Annotated in this window: 18 protein-coding genes; 15 read left to right on the top strand and 3 right to left on the bottom strand. The window is 39.3% G+C overall.

Annotated features, from left to right (window positions below; translation table 11 throughout):
- Positions 1 to 14: 14 nt before the first annotated feature.
- From J8L73_RS12830 to J8L73_RS12780, 11 genes are all read left to right on the top strand, one after another.
- Complete coding sequence (locus J8L73_RS12830) at positions 15 to 1,574, top strand: ABC transporter ATP-binding protein (protein ID WP_211017592.1); 1,560 nt, start codon at positions 15 to 17, stop codon at positions 1,572 to 1,574.
- On the top strand, positions 1,571 to 2,674 hold the full coding sequence (locus tag J8L73_RS12825; protein ID WP_211017590.1) for an ABC transporter permease: 1,104 nt from the start codon (positions 1,571 to 1,573) through the stop codon (positions 2,672 to 2,674). The genes J8L73_RS12830 and J8L73_RS12825 overlap by 4 nt, the downstream gene beginning before the upstream one ends.
- Positions 2,675 to 2,676: 2 nt before the next feature.
- Positions 2,677 to 3,603, top strand: coding sequence for an ABC transporter permease (locus tag J8L73_RS12820; protein ID WP_211017588.1), 927 nt, complete (start codon positions 2,677 to 2,679; stop codon positions 3,601 to 3,603).
- 66 nt (positions 3,604 to 3,669) lie between these two features.
- Positions 3,670 to 4,737, top strand: coding sequence for a BMP family ABC transporter substrate-binding protein (locus tag J8L73_RS12815; RefSeq protein ID WP_211017586.1), 1,068 nt, complete (start codon positions 3,670 to 3,672; stop codon positions 4,735 to 4,737).
- A 77-nt stretch (positions 4,738 to 4,814) separates the two neighbouring features.
- Complete coding sequence (locus J8L73_RS12810) at positions 4,815 to 6,191, top strand: nucleobase:cation symporter-2 family protein (protein ID WP_211017584.1); 1,377 nt, start codon at positions 4,815 to 4,817, stop codon at positions 6,189 to 6,191.
- Between the two features lie 29 nt (positions 6,192 to 6,220).
- Positions 6,221 to 6,955: a DUF5020 family protein gene (locus tag J8L73_RS12805; RefSeq protein WP_211017583.1), complete on the top strand. Its 735-nt coding sequence runs from the start codon at positions 6,221 to 6,223 to the stop codon at positions 6,953 to 6,955.
- A 161-nt stretch (positions 6,956 to 7,116) separates the two neighbouring features.
- Positions 7,117 to 9,300, top strand: a complete 2,184-nt coding sequence (locus J8L73_RS12800; RefSeq protein WP_211017581.1) for a YHYH protein — start codon at positions 7,117 to 7,119, stop codon at positions 9,298 to 9,300.
- A gap of 80 nt (positions 9,301 to 9,380) precedes the next feature.
- Entirely contained in the window at positions 9,381 to 9,815 is a 435-nt protein-coding gene (locus J8L73_RS12795; RefSeq protein WP_348771785.1) for a hypothetical protein, read from the top strand.
- Between the two features lie 124 nt (positions 9,816 to 9,939).
- A complete protein-coding gene (locus J8L73_RS19505; RefSeq protein WP_348771979.1) occupies positions 9,940 to 11,373 on the top strand; it encodes an ATP-binding protein in 1,434 nt (477 codons plus the stop codon).
- Between the two features lie 4 nt (positions 11,374 to 11,377).
- Entirely contained in the window at positions 11,378 to 12,055 is a 678-nt protein-coding gene (locus tag J8L73_RS12785) for a response regulator (protein WP_211017579.1), read from the top strand.
- Positions 12,056 to 12,137: 82 nt separating this feature from the next.
- Positions 12,138 to 12,623, top strand: coding sequence for an RDD family protein (locus J8L73_RS12780; protein WP_211017577.1), 486 nt, complete (start codon positions 12,138 to 12,140; stop codon positions 12,621 to 12,623).
- Between the two features lie 385 nt (positions 12,624 to 13,008).
- Here the strand turns inward: J8L73_RS12780 and J8L73_RS12775 are convergent, their stop codons facing one another.
- Together J8L73_RS12775 and J8L73_RS19370 are read right to left on the bottom strand one after the other, a co-directional pair.
- A complete protein-coding gene (locus J8L73_RS12775) occupies positions 13,009 to 14,217 on the bottom strand; it encodes a hypothetical protein (RefSeq protein WP_211017575.1) in 1,209 nt (402 codons plus the stop codon).
- 294 nt (positions 14,218 to 14,511) lie between these two features.
- Entirely contained in the window at positions 14,512 to 15,723 is a 1,212-nt protein-coding gene (locus tag J8L73_RS19370) for a hypothetical protein (protein ID WP_247659650.1), read from the bottom strand.
- Positions 15,724 to 16,023: 300 nt separating this feature from the next.
- Here J8L73_RS19370 and J8L73_RS12760 point away from each other — a divergent pair, with 300 nt between their 5' ends.
- Positions 16,024 to 16,659 carry a trimeric intracellular cation channel family protein gene (locus J8L73_RS12760; RefSeq protein WP_211017562.1) on the top strand — a complete coding sequence of 212 codons (636 nt, stop codon included), beginning with the start codon at positions 16,024 to 16,026 and terminating at the stop codon, positions 16,657 to 16,659.
- Between the two features lie 275 nt (positions 16,660 to 16,934).
- On the opposite strand, the gene J8L73_RS12755 is transcribed toward J8L73_RS12760, so the two are convergent.
- Positions 16,935 to 18,401, bottom strand: a complete 1,467-nt coding sequence (locus tag J8L73_RS12755; protein WP_211017560.1) for a DASS family sodium-coupled anion symporter — start codon at positions 18,399 to 18,401, stop codon at positions 16,935 to 16,937.
- A gap of 284 nt (positions 18,402 to 18,685) precedes the next feature.
- On the opposite strand from J8L73_RS12755, the gene J8L73_RS12750 reads away from it, so the two are divergent.
- From J8L73_RS12750 to J8L73_RS12740, 3 genes are all read left to right on the top strand, one after another.
- Entirely contained in the window at positions 18,686 to 19,525 is an 840-nt protein-coding gene (locus J8L73_RS12750; RefSeq protein ID WP_211017558.1) for a DUF417 family protein, read from the top strand.
- Positions 19,526 to 19,541: 16 nt separating this feature from the next.
- Positions 19,542 to 19,793 carry a Rho-binding antiterminator gene (locus J8L73_RS12745; protein ID WP_211017550.1) on the top strand — a complete coding sequence of 84 codons (252 nt, stop codon included), beginning with the start codon at positions 19,542 to 19,544 and terminating at the stop codon, positions 19,791 to 19,793.
- A 509-nt stretch (positions 19,794 to 20,302) separates the two neighbouring features.
- Complete coding sequence (locus tag J8L73_RS12740; RefSeq protein ID WP_211017548.1) at positions 20,303 to 21,160, top strand: hypothetical protein; 858 nt, start codon at positions 20,303 to 20,305, stop codon at positions 21,158 to 21,160.
- Positions 21,161 to 21,179: the final 19 nt, after the last annotated feature.

Here is a 21,179-nt window from a genome sequence, read left to right as displayed (position 1 = left end):
AAAAGGTTTAAATAATGGACAATAAATACCGCCTTACTATGCAGGGAATGACAAAGCACTACCCCGGATGTATAGCCAACGACGGCGTAACAATAAAAATAAAACACGGTGAGGTGCATGCCCTGCTAGGTGAAAACGGCGCGGGTAAAAGTACGTTAATGAAAATGCTTTACGGTGTGGTTAAACCTGACCAAGGGGACATGTTTTTTAATGGCCGAGTAATGAACATAAAAGAACCGGCCGATGCCCGCGAATTAGGCATAGGTATGGTGTTTCAACATTTCTCGTTATTTGAAACCTTAACTGTTTCGCAAAATATCGCATTAGCACTGGGCGATTTAGCAGGACACAGTAGTTCGCTTGCTAGCAGAATTAGTAAAACATCGGCTAGGTACGGCATGCCGCTTGACCCGCATAGGTTGGTGTCGACGCTTTCAACAGGCGAGCGGCAGCGGGTAGAAATAATAAGGTGCTTATTATTAGATATTCAGTTACTTATTTTAGACGAACCCACCTCAGTACTCACCCCTCAAGAAGTTGATGCTTTATTTACAACATTAAAATCATTCAAAAAAGAAGGCTGCTCGGTACTCTTTATTAGCCATAAGTTGCATGAAGTTATTGAGCTGTGCGACAGCGCGACTATTTTACGCGGCGGCAAAGTGAGTGGGCATTGCATTCCTAAAAACGAAACGAGCGAATCTATAGCGCGCTTAATGGTAGGCGACAGTACGCCAATAAGTAACCAAACGCGCAGAGCGAAAGGCACAGGCGACTTTTTAACAGTCAATAATTTATCAACCAATGCGCAGGCACTATTCGACACGCCACTTAAAAATATTAACTTTGCCGTACAGCAAGGCGAAATAGTGGGTATTGCAGGCGTTGCTGGTAACGGGCAAGAAGAGCTATTAAAAGCGCTCTCGGGTGAGGAAATACAAGAAAACAGTAGCGCTATAAAATTTAAAAATACCGTAGTTGATACTTTATGCCCATTAAAAAGGCGCAGGCTCGGGCTTGCCTGTGTACCAGAGGACAGGCTAGGGCGCGGCGCAGTACCCGATATGGACTTAGCTCAAAACGCACTACTTACTAGTTTTGATAGTGGTTTAGTTAAAAATGGCTTTTTAGTAAAACAAAAAATTAGCCAACTCGCCGATAAAATTATTAAAAAATACAAAGTAAAAACCCCAAGTAACCGTACGCATGCACTCAGCCTTTCTGGTGGTAACTTACAAAAATTTATTATTGGCCGAGAGGTCGAGCAAAACCCACAACTGTTAGTAATGTCGCACCCAACATGGGGGGTAGATATTGGCGCGCAAGTAGCCATTCACGAAGCTATTTTAACGCTGCGCGACGAAGGCTGTGCGGTGCTGGTTATTTCAGAAGACTTAGACGAGCTCTATAAAATTTGTGACCGAATTGGCGCAATTTGCGATGGCAAACTCTCTCCTATTTTAGATACCGACTGTGTACCGCTTGTGCAATTAGGGCAGTGGATGGCGGGTGATTTTAATCACGACCTTAAAGCTAATACTGCAAAAATAAAACCGCAAGGAGCGCTAGCATGATAAAGCTTGAACCTCGCGTAGAGCGCTCAAACACATGGAGCTATTTCTCTCCTGTTTTAGCCATATTGCTCACATTAATAACAGGTTATGTGGTGTTTGCCATACTCGGGCACGATCCGCTTAATGCCTTATATACGTTACTCGTAGCGCCTATTGCTGATTGGTACGGCGTTACAGAGTTATTAGTTATGACCATCCCTATTTTGCTATGCGCCTATGGCTTAGCGCTTTGTTATAGAGCATCGGTTTGGAATATAGGCGCCGAAGGGCAGCTACTTATTGGCGGTGTATGCGCCAGTACCGTAGCTGTTAACTTTGTTGATTCTACAAGTGCATTTGCATTACCGCTTACATTACTTGCGGGTATTGCCGGTGGCATGTTGTGGGCAGGCCTTGCTGCATTTATGAAATTACGTTTAAACACTAACGAAATTTTAGTCACCATTATGCTCAATTACATTGCCGTTAATGTGTTGCTGTGGGCAGTGCATGGGCCATTAAAAGACCCTCACGGTTATAACTTTCCTGAAAGCGCGCTCTTTGGCGATAGCACTTTACTGCCTGTGATTTTTGACGGCACTCGGCTTCACTTAGGGCTGGCTTTTGCGCTATTAGCGCTATGTGCAACATGGGTGTTTATTAGTAAAACCTTTGTGGGTTTTCAAATTCAAGTACTCGGGCTTGATGCGTCTGCTGCCAAAATGGCGGGCTATAAACGCGCGCTTTTAATTGCTGGTGTATTAGTGATTAGTGGCGGGTTAGCAGGGCTTGCGGGAGCTGGTGAAGTGGCTGGGCCTATTGGGCAATTAGTGCCGCAAATATCACCCGGATATGGTTACGCTGCGATTATTGTAGCCTTTTTAGGGCGTTTGCATCCTCTGGGTATTACCTTGGCAGGGCTGTTAATGGGACTTATTTATATGGGCGGCGAAATGGCGCAGATAAACATAGGTTTGCCCAATGCGATTACCGGTATTTTTCAGGGTTTGATGCTGTTTTATTTACTCTCGTGCGATGTGCTTATTGGTTATCGCATTAAATTATCGCTGCCATTTAAACAACAAAAAACGCAGCTAACCCCCATTGCACAGGAGTCATAAAAATGGATTTAGAGGTTATTACTAATATTTTATACGCCACCATTAGAACCGGCACGCCTTTATTGCTGGTGGCACTAGGTGAAATGGTATGCGAGAAAAGCGGCACGCTAAACCTTGGTCAAGAGGGCATGATGCTGTTAGGCGCGGTGGCAGGGTTTATAACCATGTACCAATGCGACAACCTATTTTTAGGCTTTAGTGTGGCTGCACTTGTGGGGGTTATGGCGTCGTTAGTATTTGCGTTTGTAGCACTTAATTTAAATGCCAGCCAAGTGGCAGCAGGATTGGCGCTCACTATTTTTGGTACGGGTTTGTCGGCTTTTTTAGGCGCCGACTATGAGGGAAAAACCATTAATGCTTTACCTACTTTAGCAATTGCTGGGTTTGAGCATATTCCGGTACTGGGCAAAGCGCTATTTTCGCAAGATGCCATTGTGTATTTAAGTTGGGCGTTAGTGCTAGGTGCTTATTTATTTTTTAAACATCACCGAGCAGGTCTTGCGGTACGTGCTATAGGCGAAAACCCAGGTGTTGGTAATAACTTAGGTTTACCTGTTATGCGTACTCGTTATTTAGCGGTGATGTTTGGCGGCGCATTAGCAGGTATTGCAGGGGCGTATTTGTCGCTTGCTTACACACCGCTTTGGACACAAAACATGACATCAGGACGTGGCTGGATAGCGCTGGCTTTAGTGGTTTTTGCAAGCTGGCGAATTGAGCGGGTAATGCTCGGCGCTTATTTATTTGGTTTTGCCAGCATTATGCACTTAGTGGCACAGGCATTTGGCTTAGCGGTTGATTCTAATTTACTGGCCATGCTGCCTTATGGGGCAACGCTTATTGTACTAATTATGCTAAGTAAAAATAAACAAAAGTTAAAAATGTACGAACCCATGTGGCTAGGGAAACCGTGGCACAAAGGGCATTAAAATTTTAAATAAAGAGTAAAAGTAAGCCTTCAACAGGATATTAAAAATACAACACGGAGAATAACAATGAAAAAACTAATAACAGCGCTTGGCGTAGCACTTAGCTTAGGGTTAAGCGCTACTGCACTTGCAAAAGACAGCGTAAAAGTAGGGTTTGTATATGTAAGCCCCATTGGCGAAGCCGGTTGGACGTACACACACGATGTAAGCCGCCACTACCTAGAAGAAAAATTTGGCGAAAAAATAGAAACCACCTTTGTAGAAAGCGTTCCTGAGGGCGCCGATGCAGAGCGAGTTATTACACAATTAGCTAAAAGCGGGCACGATTTAATATTTACCACCTCATTTGGCTACATGAACCCGACCATTAAAGTGGCTAAGCGTTTTCCTAATGTAAAATTTGAACATGCAACAGGTTATAAACGCGCTAAAAATGTAGGCACTTACTTTGACCGTATTTACGAAGGACGTTACTTAACCGGTGTTATTGCTGGGCACATGAGTAAGTCTGACAGCATTGGCTACATTGCTGCATTTCCTATCCCAGAAGTAATACGTGGTATTAACGCGTTTACTCTAGGCCTGCGCTCAGTAAAGCCTGATGCTCAAGTAAAAGTAGTGTGGGTTAATAGCTGGTTCGATCCTGGTAAAGAGCGCGAAGCTGCCGACAGCTTAATCGACCAAGGTGTTGATATTATTACCCAACACACCGACTCGCCTGCACCACTGCAAGCCGCAGAAGCCGCCGGAATATACGCCATTGGTTACCACTCAGATATGAGCGGCTATGGTAAAAAAGCGCACCTTACAGCGCCTGTGCACCATTGGGATGAGTTTTATGCCGAACGTGTACAGCAAGTGCTTGACGACAAGTGGCAATCACAAGATGTATGGAAAGGCATAGACGCCGGTATGACGCGTTTAGCGCCACTGAGTAAAGATATTCCTGCCAATGTAGTCGCTGAAATAGACGCACTGAGTGCAAAAATTGCTAATGGCGAGTTTCATCCATTTGCTGGGCCAATAAAAAATCAGCAAGGTGAGCTGGTTACTAAAGCGGGTCAAACAATCGATGATAAAACTTTGCTAGGTATGGACTTTTACGTTGAAGGCGTAGAAGGGCAGCTTAAATAAACGCAAACGTATTTGAATTAAAATAGGGCAAGGCGTTAATACCTTGCCCAAATTTGAGCGCTAAAAGGATATTGACCATGTCAAACCAAGAAGCTATTTCAGAAGACATAATTTACGCAGTAGATGATAAACCAGGGCTAACTGAATCATTTTTTGCCGCACTACAACATGTGCTAGCAAGTTTTGTTGGCATTATTACACCCACACTTATTATTGGCGGGGTGCTGGGGCTTGGCAGTGAAATACCGTACTTAATAAGTATGGCGTTGTTTGTATCGGGTGTTGGTACGTTTATACAAGCGCGCAGAGTTGGGCCTGTTGGTTCTGGGCTTATATGTGTGCAAGGCACAAGCTTTGCTTTTTTAGGTACTATTTTAGCCACGGGCTTTACGGTTAAGGCCACCGGAGGCAGTAACGATGAGGTACTGGCAACTATTTTTGCAGTGTGTTTTTTGGCGGCCTGTGTAGAGATATTTATTAGTTTTTTTATAGAAAAACTCGGCAAAGTAATTAAGCCTGTTGTTACCGGCGTGGTTATTACCACTATAGGCGTTTACCTCATTAAAGTAGGTATGACTGATATAGGCGGCGGGCAATGGTTATTAACTAACATGCCTGAAAAGTTCGCTTCAGCAAGTAACTTAATTGTGGGCTTTTCGGTGGTCGCGCTAGTGGTATTACTTAACGCCAGTAAAAACCAATGGGTAAGGCTAACTGCGGTGGTTGCAGCAATGATAGTAGGTTGGGTGCTGGCCGTTATATTAGGAATAGCTAAATTTGAGGTGGGCGAATTTGATTTAATCGCCATGCCAATACCTTTTAAATATGGTTTTAGTGTAGATTTTGGTGCCATGATTGCTTTTGGCTTTTTATACCTTATTACAGCCATAGAATCGACCGGCGACATAACTGCTAACTGTGCGGTGTCTAAATTACCCGTTAAAGGTGCCAGTTATTTAGCACGTATACGCGGCGGTATTTTAGGTGACGGTGTAAATTCAATGATTGCAGCTGCGTTTAATACCTTTCCTAATACTACTTTTAGCCAAAATAACGGCGTAATTCAGTTAACCGGTGTAGCAAGTAGGTACATAGGCCTGTGGATTGGTGCAATACTCATTATTTTAGGGTTGTTTCCGGTTATTGGTGCTGTGCTTCAAAACATACCAAAACCAGTATTAGGCGGCGCAACGCTTGTGATGTTTGGCACAGTGGCCGCAGCAGGGGTGAAAATACTGGCCAGTGAAAAAATTAATCGCCGTAGCTTACTTATTATTGCAGTGAGTTTAGGTATGGGATTAGGTGTAAGCTTTGTACCTGAAATGTTTTTAAATGCGCCAAAACTTGTTACCGCCATATTTGGAAGTGCAGTAACAGTATCAGGGTTAACTGCAATTATTATGACCTTGGTATTACCTGAAAATTACTCAGCAAGTACAGATCATCTTAACTAAACTAATAAAAATCATAAAAGGGATTAACAATGAAAAATAAAACAATAAAAAAATTAGCATTAGTAACTGCCATTGCAATGTGCTCAACGGGCGTGTCGGCAAAAGAGCTTTGGTCGGATTTTAGTATTACCGCAATGACCGGAGCTGACTACCTAGAACCATTTTCTGGCGAGGAAGATGACAGAAGCGTAGTCACCATTGAGCACGCATCGGGCCATACTTGGGGGAGCACGTTCTTCTTTATGGATAGGTTGAGCAACCCTGATGAAGTGTACGGAGAGCTAAACATAAACCCAACACTGTATAAGCCAGAAGACAGCTTTGTAAAAGAGGTGTTTTTAGGGCTACAAACAGAATATGGCTCAGGCGATACCGATCAAAATAACTATTTATTAGGTGGTGGCGTATCGTTAGATGTACCTGGTTTTCAATACTTTAACGTGGCTTATTACCGCCGTTTTCAAGACGATATAGGCATAGAGCGTGAAGATAACAACCAAATAACGGTTACGTGGGGCTATAACAACGGTAACTTTAGATTCGATGGCTTTTTAGATATTGTTGATAGCACCGACACTATGTTTGGTAAAAGCGAAGGGGGTTTTAACTTTACCTCGCAACTTAAGTACAACATTGCCCCAATGCTTGGCATTGACACAGGCCGCCTAGATGTAGGTATTGAATATGTATTTTGGAAAAATAAGTTTGGTGTAGATGGTCAAACAGAGCACAACCCAAATTTAATGGTTAAGTGGCACTTTTAAATTTTAAGCGCTTCAGAATATGACTACATAAGGCTGCTATTTAATGCTGCCTTTTTTGTAATCGAGATAGTCTAACTACAAATCTACATAATTCCCTTACAATTGATCATTACACTATCTATAAATATTTATATCTGCTGTGACATATTGGAGCGAAAAAAATGAAAAACTTATGGATATTATGCTTTGCCATAGTGTGCGGGGTTTCGTTAGCTGGGTGTAATAACAACACAAGTGATACACAAAGCTCGGAATCCAATACGTTTAAATTAGTTAGTAACGTAATGAAAAATAACGGTACGTTACCTGTAGCCTATACCTGTGATGGCAATAGTGTTAACCCCCCTCTTAGATGGAGTGGGGCACCAAAAGGCACAAAGTATTATGCTCTTATAATGCATCACAATGCGCCCGATGGAGTACATTGGTATTGGAATGTTTATAATATTAATGCAAGCACTTCACACATAAATAGTGACCAAAATTTAGCTGATATTAAAGCAGAGCTTGGTAGCAACAGTGTTAATAATTTAAACCAGTATGCGCCGCCTTGTTCAAAAGGACCCGGTGAAAAACGCTATACGTATACTGTTTATGCATTATCGGATGCGATCAATTTTGCTAAAAACACTCAAGTAGATAGAGCAACCTTACTTAAAGCTATAAAAAATATTACCCTAGACTCAGCACAAATGACGGTAACTTACGAGAGAGCAGGCAGCCCACATAAGCCTGCACGTAAAAAGCCTAAAGTGTATGAAGGTATAAAAACACCCTTAAGTTTAGTTAATTCAACAGCCCCTGTTGCTTTAACCGCTTCACAATCTAGCCGCTGTAATACAATAAAAAGCTCGGTGAATGACGCTGGGTTTAATAAAAACGCTCGCGTGATTTGTGATAATGAGTATGCCTATGTCGTATCGAATACGTATCCCGAACACCCAGTGATGACAGGTATAACAGGTACTAATGAACAGGTGCCAGTTCCTGCAAAAAATTACGCCGCACCTATTAAGTTAGCTCCCAAAAAGGCTAAAACGTTTACAACAATAGATGCAGCTGTAGGTATAGCGGTAAATGGGGTGCCAATTTACGATTATTCATCACAAGGTGAGCTGAACGTTAATGAGTATGATCCCAAACACGATACTTTAAAGTTAGGCCAGCTAGATAACTGTGGCGGCCATGCAGGGCGTGGGGATGATTATCACTACCATGTAGCACCGACATGTATGATCGACACAATGAAAAATAAAAGTAGCGATGCCATTATTGGCTGGGCGTACGACGGATACCCGCTTTATGGTAATAAAAACCCTGATGGCAGCACCATTACAAAAAACGAGCTCGATGTATGTAACGGGCAAAGTGATAGTAAGTTTGGTTATAGGTATCACACATCTCAAAGTGCCCCTTATATTATTCAATGCTTAGTAGGTGAAGTCGATACGCGCGTATTACCTCGAGTTGCGCCGCATAGTGGTGATACCCAAGGTATTAGAGCTGAATTAAAACCACCTGCTGGTGGGGTAACAAATTTAACGCATACCGTAGCTGAAGATGGTAGCCGTACTATGCGCTATACATATAAAAATGAGCAATATTTTACTACTTATAGCCCTTCACAGCAGGGGGATGACTGCTTTGACTTTAAGCAAAAAACCATTAGCAATAAAAATGGTGTTGAAACAGGTATATTTTGCAGAGGTCAGCAACCACAAGCCAAAAAACCAAGTCAAAATAATCCTGAAGCTCGTTTTAAATTAGAGGCATGGGCCGACAATTGGTTTGCTGCATATATAAACGATAAGTTGCTTATTGAAGACTCTGTACCTATTACCACGGAGCGTTCTTTTAATGCGGAGAGTATTAACTTTTCGGCGTCGTACCCTATAAATCTTAATTTTATTATTAAAGACTTTAAGCAAAATAACACAGGGCTTGAGTATATAGGCACACGCAAACAGCAAATGGGCGATGGTGGCTTTATTATGCAAGTTACTGATACTCAAAATAATAAAGTAATAGCGGTAAGCAATAAAACCTTAAAATGTGAGGTACTACACAAAGCCCCACTAGATAAAGCATGTGAAAACAGTCAAAGCCCAACAGCAGGAACTGCACCGTGTAACTTCATGGCTAAAGAGCCACCAAGCAACTGGTTACAAAGTAATTTTGATGATAGTGCCTGGCCTAATGCTACCGAGCATACCTATTCATCGGTAAGCCCTAAAGATGGATACGATGAAATAAACTGGGATAAAACCGCTCAATTTATTTGGGGAGAGGACCTTGAAACCGACAATACGCTTATTTGTAGAATGACCATAAATAAGCCGCATTAATAACTTAAAGGCAACGTATGTTTGTATTAAAAAAATACTATTTAATTTTTATGTGTGTATTTCTGAGTTTCAGTACAGCTGTGAGCGCGCATGAGCTTAATGGTACAAGTGCTCATATTATTTTAAGAGATGGCCAAGTAGAAGTTAAAATAATAACCGACACAGCCCATTTAGCAGCTACATTACAAAGTGATCAAGCGTGGTTAATGGGCGACATAGAACAAGTTATGCCAGAAAATTTGGGCATAAATGATCAGCAAAATTATATTAAAAATATGCTTTTACAATCGACTCAATTGCAAATAAATAACCAAGCAATAAAGTTTGAGCGAGCATTATTCAACACATACCCAAATCAACATGATGAAATAGTTTTGCTAGCACGGCATAAGGTTTCAAAAGTAAGTGATGTGTCGTTGTCGTTTTCTAAAAGCTTAGGCGCGGTGCACGCTAACATTGTTAAACCGCAGTATAAGTTGCTCAATGCTGGTGAAGCTTTAAACGCCAGCTTTTAATGTGCTAAATAACGAGGGGTTATTTATTTAAAGCTTAATTGTAAACCCTCGTTATGCAATACTGCTAATTAGAGTGTAAGCACTATTACCGCACACGCCTACAGCCTAAAAAAATAGAGTACCTGTGAAATTAATACATAAATTCTTTTTAGCATTTTTTATAACGAATATAACGCTCGTAGGCTTAATGTTTGTGTTTATTTACATGAACTTTGCTAGCGAATTTAATAATTTTGTTGAAAAAGAAGAACAACAGCACTTAGCAAATGTAAAACAGCAACTTACAAAAGTGTATAGCCAATATAATAGCTGGCAGGGTATTTCTCAAAGTGTACATTTATGGCGCTCTATTGTCGCTCCAAAATCTAAGCCTGACAAAGGTACCCCAAAAAGTAATACTGCAAATAATCCGGTTAAGCCAATTCCTTCATTGTTATGGATAAACTTGCCTGCTGATTTACTTAAAACAGGCCAGCGTATTAGCTTATATAACGCAGATAAACATGTTGTGGTAGGCAAGCCTCAAATAGCCGACAATCCTCATATTGAACCTATAGTAATTAACAAAATTACCGTTGGCTGGCTTGGTTTAATGCCGTCACGCTTAGTTGAAAACAGCCCCGCAAAAGCCTTTTTAACGGCTCAGTTTCATAACTACTTTATGATCACGCTGCTTGTCATTTTATTGGCTTTTGTAATGGCTATTTTACTCTCTCGCCATTTAACTAAGCCAATTAAACAAATAGTGCATGGCACAAATCAGCTTAATAAAGGGTACTTTTCAAACAGGATCACTCCTTTAACGCGTGATGAGCTAGGTATACTCGCAAATAATGTAAACGTGCTGGCTAATACGCTTGAGCACAACCAGCAAATGCGTTTTCAGTGGATGTCGGATACGTCTCATGAACTTAAAACACCTATTACCGTACTGCGCTCTCATTTATTAGCGGTGCAAGATGGCGTATTTGTAGCCGACGAAAAACGAATAAACTTATTAATAGAGCAAGTAGATAACTTAAATCATATTGTTGACGACCTAGCTCAACTGGTAAATAACGACACAGCTAATTTAACCTATCATTTTATTAAGCTTGATTTAACGGATACAGTTAAACTCGCTTTACAAAGTTTTAGTGCACGTTTTAAAGAGCGCTCCTTAACCTTAAACAATGAAAGCGTAATAGCTGCACCACACTATTATATAAATGCCGATAAAGATCGCTTAATGCAACTATTTACCAACCTACTAGAAAATACCTGCAGATACACCCATGCTGGTGGGCAAGTAAATATAACTATTAGCAAAAACCGTAAACGTAAAGAAGTTACATTATGTATTCAAGACTCAACACCCGGGGTTAAAATCGAAGAATTAAACAAACTTTTTGAGCGATTTTACCGAGTAGAAAAGTCTCGCAATAGAGAATTTGGCGGCTCGGGGCTTGGCTTAGCGCTTTGCCAGCAAATAGTGTTGGCGCACAATGGCGATATTACGCTTGGGCATAGTGAACTTGGTGGGCTCAAAGCTAAAATTACCTTACCGCTATTTGAGTAACACAATGACCAAACAAAAAATACTAATAGTAGAAGACGAAAAAAACATAGCCGAAGTACTTATAGCCTACAGCCAACAACAAGGTTACATCACCGAATATTTTAATACGGGTAAAGGGGTTGTGGACTTTGTTAAACACAATGTACCCGATTTGATTTTGCTCGACTTAATGCTCCCTTATGTTGATGGACTGACTATTTGTAAACAGATCAGAGAGTTTTCTAGCATCCCTATTATTATGGTCACTGCTAAGCATGAAGAGATAGATAGATTAAAAGGGCTGGAACTTGGTGCTGATGACTACATATGCAAACCCTTTAGCTCTAAAGAGGTGATGGCCAGAATAAAGGCCGTATTAAGGCGCACAAGCCAGCCTAAAAACAATGTGATTAGTTATGGCGAATTTGAGTTATTTAAAGAGGATTATGTTGCTTTAGTTCATGGCGAAAACTTAGCGTTTACAGCCGTTGAATTTAAAATATTTTTGCTATTTATTAGCCATGTTGGCCGTGTATTTAGCCGTGAAGATATCATTAATAGCGTTTATAACCACACAGTTGAAATATCAGATCGCAATATTGATAACCACATTAAAAATATTCGTAAAAAAATTAGTGATATTAAAAGCGATTTAAACCCCATTACAGCCGTTTATGGAGTCGGGTATAAATTTAATAACTAAAAACGGCCTGACTCATAACTTATTGAATATTATTAACTATGTATGCTACTTTGAAGAGGGTTATTCAAAGGAATGTACAAAATTGAACACTCAAATAGACTTTACCCCCTACACCTTAGATGAGCTTTACTCCAGCGCAAAAGCAATTGACCGAGAATGCTTTTCTAAGCATGCAAAAGAAATAGACGAGCTTATTAAAACCCGAGAAGCGCAAGGTCCCATACAAAATACCGACTTAAAAATAGTGGACGAACAAGCATCCCGCGGGGATAGGCGCGTTGCTGCCATTATTGACGGCTTAATAGGAATCGCTTTTACTGTACCTTTAATTATGTATATCGGCTTTGATAGTTTAATGCAGCCAACACTTGAGTTATCTTTGTTTTTATTGGGTTATGGTGTACTTAGCGTTTTAGTGCTTCATGGTTACCTTATGTATCAACGCGGACAAACTATTGGTAAATACTGTATGTCTATTCGTATAGAAAACGTAGACGGCACAAAGGCAAGTTTTACAACTATTTACTTTAAGCGCATGTTACCCATGCAGTTGTTATCGCTCGTTTAATCTCCTCGGGTTAAATATCACGCCGCTTGTGGCGTAAAAACTTTAGCCTTAGACTAGGAGCTATTTAATCGCGGCGCGAGATTTGTAATCGAGTGGGCTCGGTAACTGCTCCTGCATGAGCCTAATGACTTACATCCATGTAAGAATAAGCAAAAACCGAGCAAAGTTTGCGCGTCGTGCTCATGCCCTTTACCAACATCTATGTAGGCAGCAAAGAGTAAATAGCCCCTAGAAAGAACCCAAAGGGGAGCGCATGTTTGGTCTTTATGCTACGTTATTGCTCATTTATGAGGAATAACCACACAGCATTGCCTAAATACCAAACATACCGCTGAAGATTTAACTTTTGAATATAAAGATCATTGCTCGTTAGGGCTAATGTTGTTTACTTTTGTTTAAGTAAGTAGGCGCCATTGGGCCTTTCGTAAGGCATGTATTCTTCATCGTTCTCTATTCTTCTTTGTATTTTGCGCATGATTTGCATTTCATCGGTGCTCATATAACCATTTTTTTGGGTTGTAGACCATGTTATACCTGCACCCGCATCAGTGATTTTTCGAGTAAAACGATATGCTTGCTCTACCCCAAATACAAGGTCAGTTTTTGCTACGCTCCATCTTGATCTTATAGGGAACCATGCATGTTTTAATACGTTATTTTTTCCTTCAAAGTGATCCCAAGGTGCGCTGACCATATCAGGGATTGTATATTCTTCATACGCCCATGAGTTAGGTGGAGCGCCACGACCTAACGGTGTAATATGGCCACTGGTAAAGTCTTCAAATTCATTGGTTGCTGCGTATTTTATTATTTTATAGTTTCTCTTATCTGTATCATTGACCCCATCGCTATCTACATAGATAAAATCATCGTTGTTATTTTTAAAGTATGTTTTAGTTTTATTTACGGTAATTGCCAAGGTTGGGTCAACACTTCGAAGCATGGTAACAAAATCAGAAACCTCACCAGGTAATTTGTTGGCATTATCTAACCAATAGCCATCAACTAAACCATCAAATCGCTGAGCATAACCTAATACTAAATCACGCCAAGCAGCGCCTTCATCACCAGCCCACTTAGAGTTGTAGTAATTTTTCCACGCTTTTTTAATCGCTATTTCATTATTAGGATCGGAGCTGAGTATCATTGAAGGACCTGCGGCGTTTAAGTACAAAATGACCTTTTTACCAGCACGACGATACACATTAATAACATCGAGTATTATTTTTTCATTATCAATTGAAGGTACCATATCTGGGTGAATTGCAGCTACGTCTACATTGTTATTATCACGCAGGGTAAAAAGGTATGCATGGGCAGGATGAGTAAAAGAGGTAATTACATGCCCCACTGACGGCAAGTTTTTAACTATTTGCTCTGCACCAGCAACCCAATTAGAAGAGTTGGCAGTTTTGTCGAGTTTATAGCCGCCATCAACCCGCTGAGTAACCCCCCAGGAGCCGGCTAACCACTGTGCATTTTGTTTAATGTATATATCATTTTTGGTGGTGTTTTTTATTGGTATGCTATTACACGCCAGTAAGCTACTTATAACTACCAAAATTAATGGCCATTTTATTTCATTTTTTATCATTGCAGTGCATATTTTAGCGTTAAGTTGAGTGATTTTAGAGGGGTAGCTTACTATAGGCAATAAGCTTAAAGAGGTTGTAAGAAATTTTATAGAATTGCTGTTTGGAATATAAATAAAAGAGATTTTTAAACTCAATATTAAAGTGGTTTATACCGATTACGCCCGAATCACTCTAATCATCCTAAATGAGGTAAAGCTAGTTCTTCAATTGTAATAACGTTTAAATTTATATTTTTGATAGTTCAAAAATAACCCACCTTAACTAAGGTGGGTTATTTATCAATTCATATACATTTAGTTACTTTCAAGTAAATAGGCTCCACTTGGCCTTTCATAAGCTTCATAGTCTGGCTTACGCTTTTGGCTCATTCTGTCCTCTATTTCGAGCATCATCTCCATGTCTCTTGCTCTTAAATGGCCATCTTTTTCAGTGGTTGACCATGTAATACCTGCACCGGCATCAGTAATTTTGCGTGTAAAACGATAAGCCTGCTCTATATTAAACACCATATTAGTGCCCGTACTCCACGTTTTTCGTATAGGAAACCATGCATGCTTAAGTACGTCTTTTTTCCCTTCATAGTTATCCCAAGGCGCTTTTTGCATGTTGGGAATAGTATACTCTTCATATCCCCAAGAGTTAGGTGGAGCACCTTGACCCAGTGGTGTAACGTGCCCACTAGTAAAGTCTTCTAATTCATTAGTGGCAGCATATTTTATTATTTTGTAATCAGTGTCATCTAAATCATTGAAGCCGTCGCTATCAACGTAAAGAAAATCTCCATTTTCATCTGTAAAGTATTCTTTTGTTTTGTTTACAGTAATAGCAACTGTTGGGTCAACACTGCGTATCATCTCAACAAATTCGGCTTCGCTTCCAGGTAGTTTTCGTACGTTATCTAACCAGTATCCATCTGCTAAACCATCAAAGCGTTCAATGTAGCCTAGTATTAAATCGCGCCACGCTGCGGCCTCATCACCTTTCCATTTATCAGAGTTGTAGTAATCTTCCCATGCTTGTCTTATTGCTAGCTCATTTTCAGGAAAATTACCTTCAATCATAGAAGGGCTGGCAGTATTTATATACAAGATAATTTTTTTACCGGCGCTACGGTATTTCTCAATTACATCAAAAATAATCTCTTCGTTTTGACGCGAAGGCACCATATCTGAATGTATTCTCTCAGCAACATTAACTCTTGTGTTATCGCGCAGTGTAAAAAGGTGTGCACGTGCAGGGTGAGTAAGTGATGTGATTACATGCCCTGCAGAGGGTAAATTTTTAATAATTTCGTCTGCGCCGAGACGCCAGTCAGAACTATTTACAGCATTATCAAGTATATAGCCACCATCTAGTCGGTGTGTAATACCCCAAGAGCCGGCAAGCCAGTTTGCGTTTCGGTCACTATATCGATTAGTGCTTTTTGCCTCTGCATCACTACAATCAAGTGTAATAAGCGTAATTACTGATAATAATAAAGGCCACTTTATTAACGTTTTAATCATTGTTTGTACCGTTTTTAACTTCAGGTGGCGCATACTAAAGGGTTGCTTTATTTTTAACAATAGGTAGATAGGATTGGGTTTTGAGTGCTCGACTTCGTGTTTATACTCTTACAAATAATCAAGTTACTAAATGTGTAAAAACTACATTTATATATAATAATTTCATCTATTACTTCATTCGAGTTGAAAAGTATTTTGTTAATGTATTACTTTAAAAATTTAAGTTGTTGATTTTTATTGCTTTTATTTTTTGGCATGCAAGTTGGATTAGTGATGCATACATTTTTAAAAGGAATTAGCATGACTGACGAGTATTTTATGGTATTGGGGCTGCTTGGGGTGGCATTTTTTTCTGTAGCAGGTGCATTGCTCGGCTACGATAAAAACATAAGTGGCTTTGGCGTAGTTGTGGTGGCAACTGTAACTGCGCTAGGGGGCGGTACCCTCAGAGATATGCTGTTAAATAAGCCAGTATTTTGGATCGCCACGCCAGAGTATTTGTACTCAACTTACGCCGCTATTATTGCAACCATATTTTTTGTGCGCTACTTACCTCATGTAAATAATTATTACTTTTTATTAGTAGATGCCTTAGGTATGGCATTATTTAATATTATGGGAATAGAAAAAGCCCTGATCAGTGGCGCAGGTATGGCAATTGCCATTACTATGGGGATCACCACAGGGATTTTTGGCGGCCTTATACGAGATGTAATTTGCCGCGAAGTGCCCTCAGTTATGCGAAATGAGCCTTATGCATCAGCGTGTTTAGCGGGAGGCTTGGTTTATGCGGCACTATTTACATTAGAAGTAGATTATATCTGGTGTATTTTAGGTTCGCTTTTTACCACAATATTTTTAAGACTAGGCTCGCTTCATTGGGGTTGGCACTTAACCATTTTCAGAAAAAAAGATTTTAAAAACCAAAGTGATTAGGCATTAAAACCAATGCTTTTAATAGGCTGGGTTTATAAGGTATTAGTATTTACTACCTTAAGTGATGCTAAAGCGTTTTTTAAGTCACTAGTAACTCATTATTTAACTGTATTAGATATGAGTAATTAGGTTGTTTATTTGTTCTTTTTATATGCTGCTTTAATAAAGTTAAGCCTAATTAAACTCCTTTTATAGCAGCCCTAAATTGATTAATAGGGCTGCAAGTTCGTATTTAAGCATTTGGTATTAACTATGCTGGTAAAGCAAAAATACTATTACCAATACCCAAGTGCCTTCCACCAAAGACCGCCAATAATACCCCACACACTTAAATTAATAATGCTCATAATAAGCCCCATTACCCACCAATTTTTTAAAGAAACATAACCTGATCCAAATACTATGGGGGAAGTACCGGTAGCATAATGGGTTAACGACATCATGAGTGATGAAGCGCCCGCTAATAACAAACCAAGAAACAATGGTGGTGCGCCAAGTGCTATACCTGCAGCGTAAAAAGCAGCAAACATAGCTGTGATGTGTGCAGTCGTACTGGCAAAAAAGTAATGAGCGTAAAAATACACTGCAACCAGTATTATGGCCGATATAATCCAATCGAAACCGAGCTGCGCAATATTGCTCTCAACTAGGCTTGAAAACCATGTAACTAAACCTAATTTATTTAAAAATGTTGCCATCATTACCAGCGCTGAAAACCACACTACCGTATCCCAAGCAGACTTTTCTTTAAGCACATCGTCCCAACTTAATACTCCGGTAATTAATAAAACCGAGAGCCCTAAAAAGGCCACTGCGGTTGTATTTACCGCATAATCAGCACCTAAAATCATAGCGGGAACACCGGCCCATAAAGTAAGTAGCATGGCAAACACACCCACCATTACTTTTTCGCCGTAACTCATAGGTCCTATTTCAGACAGCTTAGATTCTGCGTAGGTTTTTGCATCGGGCGTACTTTTAACCTCAGGAGGGTAAATGGCATATACAACCAAAGGCACAAGGGCAATACATAGCAAACCAGGTAAAAGTGCAGCAAGGGCCCACGTACCCCATGTAATACTAATATTAGCGCCTGTAGCGTCTGCAATCAGTTTTACAATTAGTGGGTTTGGCGCAGTTGCTGTAATAAACATAGCAGAGGTTATAGGGTTTATGTGGTAACTCACAAGTGCGAGGTAGTGGCCTATTTTACGAGATGTGCCTTGCTCTGGTGATGACCCAAAGCTTGTAGCAATAGACTTCATAATTGGGTGGATAATAGCACCACCTCGAGCAGTATTACTTGGTGTTACAGGGGCAATAACCAACTCAGAAAGAGCCAGTGCATACCCAATCCCTATTGTTTTTTTGCCAAATAACGAAATGAAATTATAGCCAATACGGTTACCTAGACCGGTTTTAGCCAATCCACGAGAAATTATAATAGCAATACCAATTAACCAAATCAGCGAGTTAGAAAAGCCACTCAGTGCATCTTTAACAGCGCCTGAAGGGCTACTATTTGTCACTCCCGTTAATGCAACAGCAGTAATGGCTAAAATTGCTATCGCGCCAATTGGCATCGCTTTTCCAATAATGGCAACCACGGTGCCAACAAATAAAGCCAATAAATGCCATGCGTTTTCAGTTACACCTTGCGGAGCCGGTACTGCAAACCAAAGTATTAAAATAACGGCAATGGAAACCACGCCAGAGCTCACTTTAATATCACTACCTTTCATTAAAAATATCCCTAATTTTTATAAATGCATACATTATGTATATTAAAAATATGACGTTATTCTACTTCATTTAATAATCAAAAAAGATGATATACATCATGAGGAAAGTGATGAAAAAACCAATTTTATTAATTAACCGAAATAAACTACGCGCTTAAAAAAACACTAAATACCAATAAGCGCTTACAGTGTACTTAAACAGGGTTTAGTTTTTAAGGGGGAGTTTGAATTGTTTTATTACCTTATAAGGTCTTTATGTATCTGAACTAATGTACGGAAATAAAATGAATTTAAAACTAACCAACAACGTGGTCGCATTTTTATTAACAATTAGCTTTTTATTGCTTGGTTTGTCATTTGCTTTAGGTGCTGGCCAAAATTTGTTATCAGCAACATTTAGCTTTTATCACATTGACTCGCTTATTTCTGTATCGGCTTTAGGCTTACTAAGCGGCTCATTTATGATTGCGCTGGGCTTTGCGACCTTACTGGCTCATTTTCAATTAATGAAACCTACCGCTGCATTGGTGTTTGCGTCTGTTATAAGCTTAATCCCCTTACTTACCTTGTTGGCCAGCAACCGCTGGATGGCACAACTTGGCGGCTTTCCAATAATTGGTAGTGGGCAGGGCATAATTAAATACTTTGCTGTAGTACCTTTGTATTTATTTTTGTTTTATAAAGACAAACTTACCGACAAACAACACGTACTTTTAAACTTTATTCCAGTGGCTATGGTTTTACTATGGATTGGCGGCATGAAGTTTTATGAGTTTGAAGCAAAAGGCATTGTAAGTCTTGTTGAAACATCTCCGTTTATGTCGTGGTTATATACGTTATTTAGCGTACAAGGTGCATCAAACGTAATTGGCGGGTTCGATGTATTATTTGCTGTGTTACTTGGCGCGGGTATTCTTCTGAATAATAAAAAGCTAATTATTGTAAGTGGTTTAGCGTGTTTGAGTGTATTTTTAATGACTCAAACCTTTTTATTTACTGCAACAGGGGCATTTAGTGCCGCCACTTTATTAGATGGTCTCGGTATGTTTGTAATTAAAGATCTTTGGTATATCGCCAACCTTGCAGTAATAGCACATTTAATGCTTTTTCAATCAGCTAAATAATTTATAACGAGGCTTTATGATCAGTTGCCACCAATATGACTACATCGAAATTGCCTGTATGCACAGGCTTAATATTGAGCTTGTATTAAAAAATGGTGATGGAGTCTGTGGTGTAGCCACTGATACAAAAAGTAATGCAAATAAAGACGAATGCATAGTTGTTAACGTAAATAACGAACTGCAACTCATTGTGCTTAATACAATAAGTGTACTTAAAGCGCGTGAGAAAAACCCATACTTTGACCGCGTGAATTTTGATGTAAAGTAAACACCTCATTCATTCGTTTTTATCATAAACACCTCAGCGGGCCTGTATCATTAATATGTTAAGGCTCACTTATTTAACTAGTGTTTAAGCTAATTACACGCTAAACACATAAAGCCAAAATTTTTCTATTACTTTCTTCTCTTCTTTACTCGAGTTTGTCTACCGAATAAGGCTAAACGCCAACTATTAAAGCGTGTAAAGCCCCTAACAAGTAGTAAGTAAACCTTCAAAGCGAGCTGTTTATATAAACAGCTATTTTAGTTTGTTCAATAACATTATTAAAAGCCGTTTTGGTGCAAAATAACAAAGGCTTTTCATTACATACCTAATTGTTTGTTTACATTGCAGTTATTTAGTGGAATTATTGAGCGGTGTAATATACGCCGCTTTGGGGTGTTATAACCCCCCAAAGTGGTGTTCAATAAGCTGTTATGTGTATCAATTAGGTACTTGCTTCAATTATTGGGGGCAGTTATTACAATATTAGTAAAAGGACTCTTACAAAAATAATGAAATCAAATTTTGAAGAAAAAACTTATGAAAGTTACTTTAATAATGAACTAGATAGGAAATCTCAAGTTTATTTTCCTCCCGGACAAGTATTAGAAGGTAGTCTAGGCTTTGATTCATCTTCCTTTTCTAAAAATAGAAAATTATGGCGACGACTCGGTCATCCATATTGGTTTCATCCTGATTTTGAAGGAGCCCCTTTAAGGGAGGTTGCAGATGAAATGGAACACTTTTTGGGTAGGGAAATAAGTAACCTACCAAACATGAAAGCTAATATCTTATTTCAGTATAAGCGACCTGAATTTATAACTTCAAAAAAGGGAAAGGAATGGAAACATTGGAATAAGCCGTATTTTAGATATGATATATATAAAGAGCAGCAAATAATTCTAAATCAGATCCATGACAAATTTAACTCTAAAGTATTAGTTGTCTATGCATCTCCTTGTACCAAAGATGTTAATGAACTTATTCACTTAAGAAAAGACATTATTAAACATTCAAACTTTGCCAAAGCTGTCGATTTAAATGGACACCATAAAAATACATATGTTAAATCTGGAACTTATTCAATTGCTTGTAGTGATCCATCAAGAGTTGAAAGTTTGAACATAACTGAAGCAATAGAAACGTTAGGATCACTTAATTATGAAGAGCGAACTGATAATAGTGAATTTATAATTAATTTTGGTAGAAATATAGAATCCATTATTAATAAGTATCAATATTTATCTGAGTCCTTTGCCGACTTAAATGAAGAGGCTCATAAAGTTAAAGATTATAAATTATTTTATAATTTCTTAATGATGAGTAACTTTCGTAAAGTAACAGGTACGCAGTGGATCGCTAAATTATAAGCGTGCTCAAAAATACACA

This window comes from Pseudoalteromonas sp. MMG006 (genome assembly GCF_018101025.1).
Lineage (GTDB): Bacteria > Pseudomonadota > Gammaproteobacteria > Enterobacterales > Alteromonadaceae > Pseudoalteromonas.
Note: the sequence above shows the minus strand (reverse complement) of the source record. Positions and strands in the feature narration are given on the sequence as shown.

Coding starts and splice junctions, on each gene's coding strand:
- J8L73_RS12830 (WP_211017592.1), top strand. CDS start 15: ATGGACAATAAATACCGCCTTACTATGCAGGGAATGACAAAGCACTAC.
- J8L73_RS12825 (WP_211017590.1), top strand. CDS start 1,571: ATGATAAAGCTTGAACCTCGCGTAGAGCGCTCAAACACATGGAGCTAT.
- J8L73_RS12820 (WP_211017588.1), top strand. CDS start 2,677: ATGGATTTAGAGGTTATTACTAATATTTTATACGCCACCATTAGAACC.
- J8L73_RS12815 (WP_211017586.1), top strand. CDS start 3,670: ATGAAAAAACTAATAACAGCGCTTGGCGTAGCACTTAGCTTAGGGTTA.
- J8L73_RS12810 (WP_211017584.1), top strand. CDS start 4,815: ATGTCAAACCAAGAAGCTATTTCAGAAGACATAATTTACGCAGTAGAT.
- J8L73_RS12805 (WP_211017583.1), top strand. CDS start 6,221: ATGAAAAATAAAACAATAAAAAAATTAGCATTAGTAACTGCCATTGCA.
- J8L73_RS12800 (WP_211017581.1), top strand. CDS start 7,117: ATGAAAAACTTATGGATATTATGCTTTGCCATAGTGTGCGGGGTTTCG.
- J8L73_RS12785 (WP_211017579.1), top strand. CDS start 11,378: ATGACCAAACAAAAAATACTAATAGTAGAAGACGAAAAAAACATAGCC.
- J8L73_RS12775 (WP_211017575.1), bottom strand. CDS start 14,217: ATGATAAAAAATGAAATAAAATGGCCATTAATTTTGGTAGTTATAAGT.
- J8L73_RS19370 (WP_247659650.1), bottom strand. CDS start 15,723: ATGATTAAAACGTTAATAAAGTGGCCTTTATTATTATCAGTAATTACG.
- J8L73_RS12760 (WP_211017562.1), top strand. CDS start 16,024: ATGACTGACGAGTATTTTATGGTATTGGGGCTGCTTGGGGTGGCATTT.
- J8L73_RS12755 (WP_211017560.1), bottom strand. CDS start 18,401: ATGAAAGGTAGTGATATTAAAGTGAGCTCTGGCGTGGTTTCCATTGCC.
- J8L73_RS12750 (WP_211017558.1), top strand. CDS start 18,686: ATGAATTTAAAACTAACCAACAACGTGGTCGCATTTTTATTAACAATT.
- J8L73_RS12745 (WP_211017550.1), top strand. CDS start 19,542: ATGATCAGTTGCCACCAATATGACTACATCGAAATTGCCTGTATGCAC.
- J8L73_RS12740 (WP_211017548.1), top strand. CDS start 20,303: ATGAAATCAAATTTTGAAGAAAAAACTTATGAAAGTTACTTTAATAAT.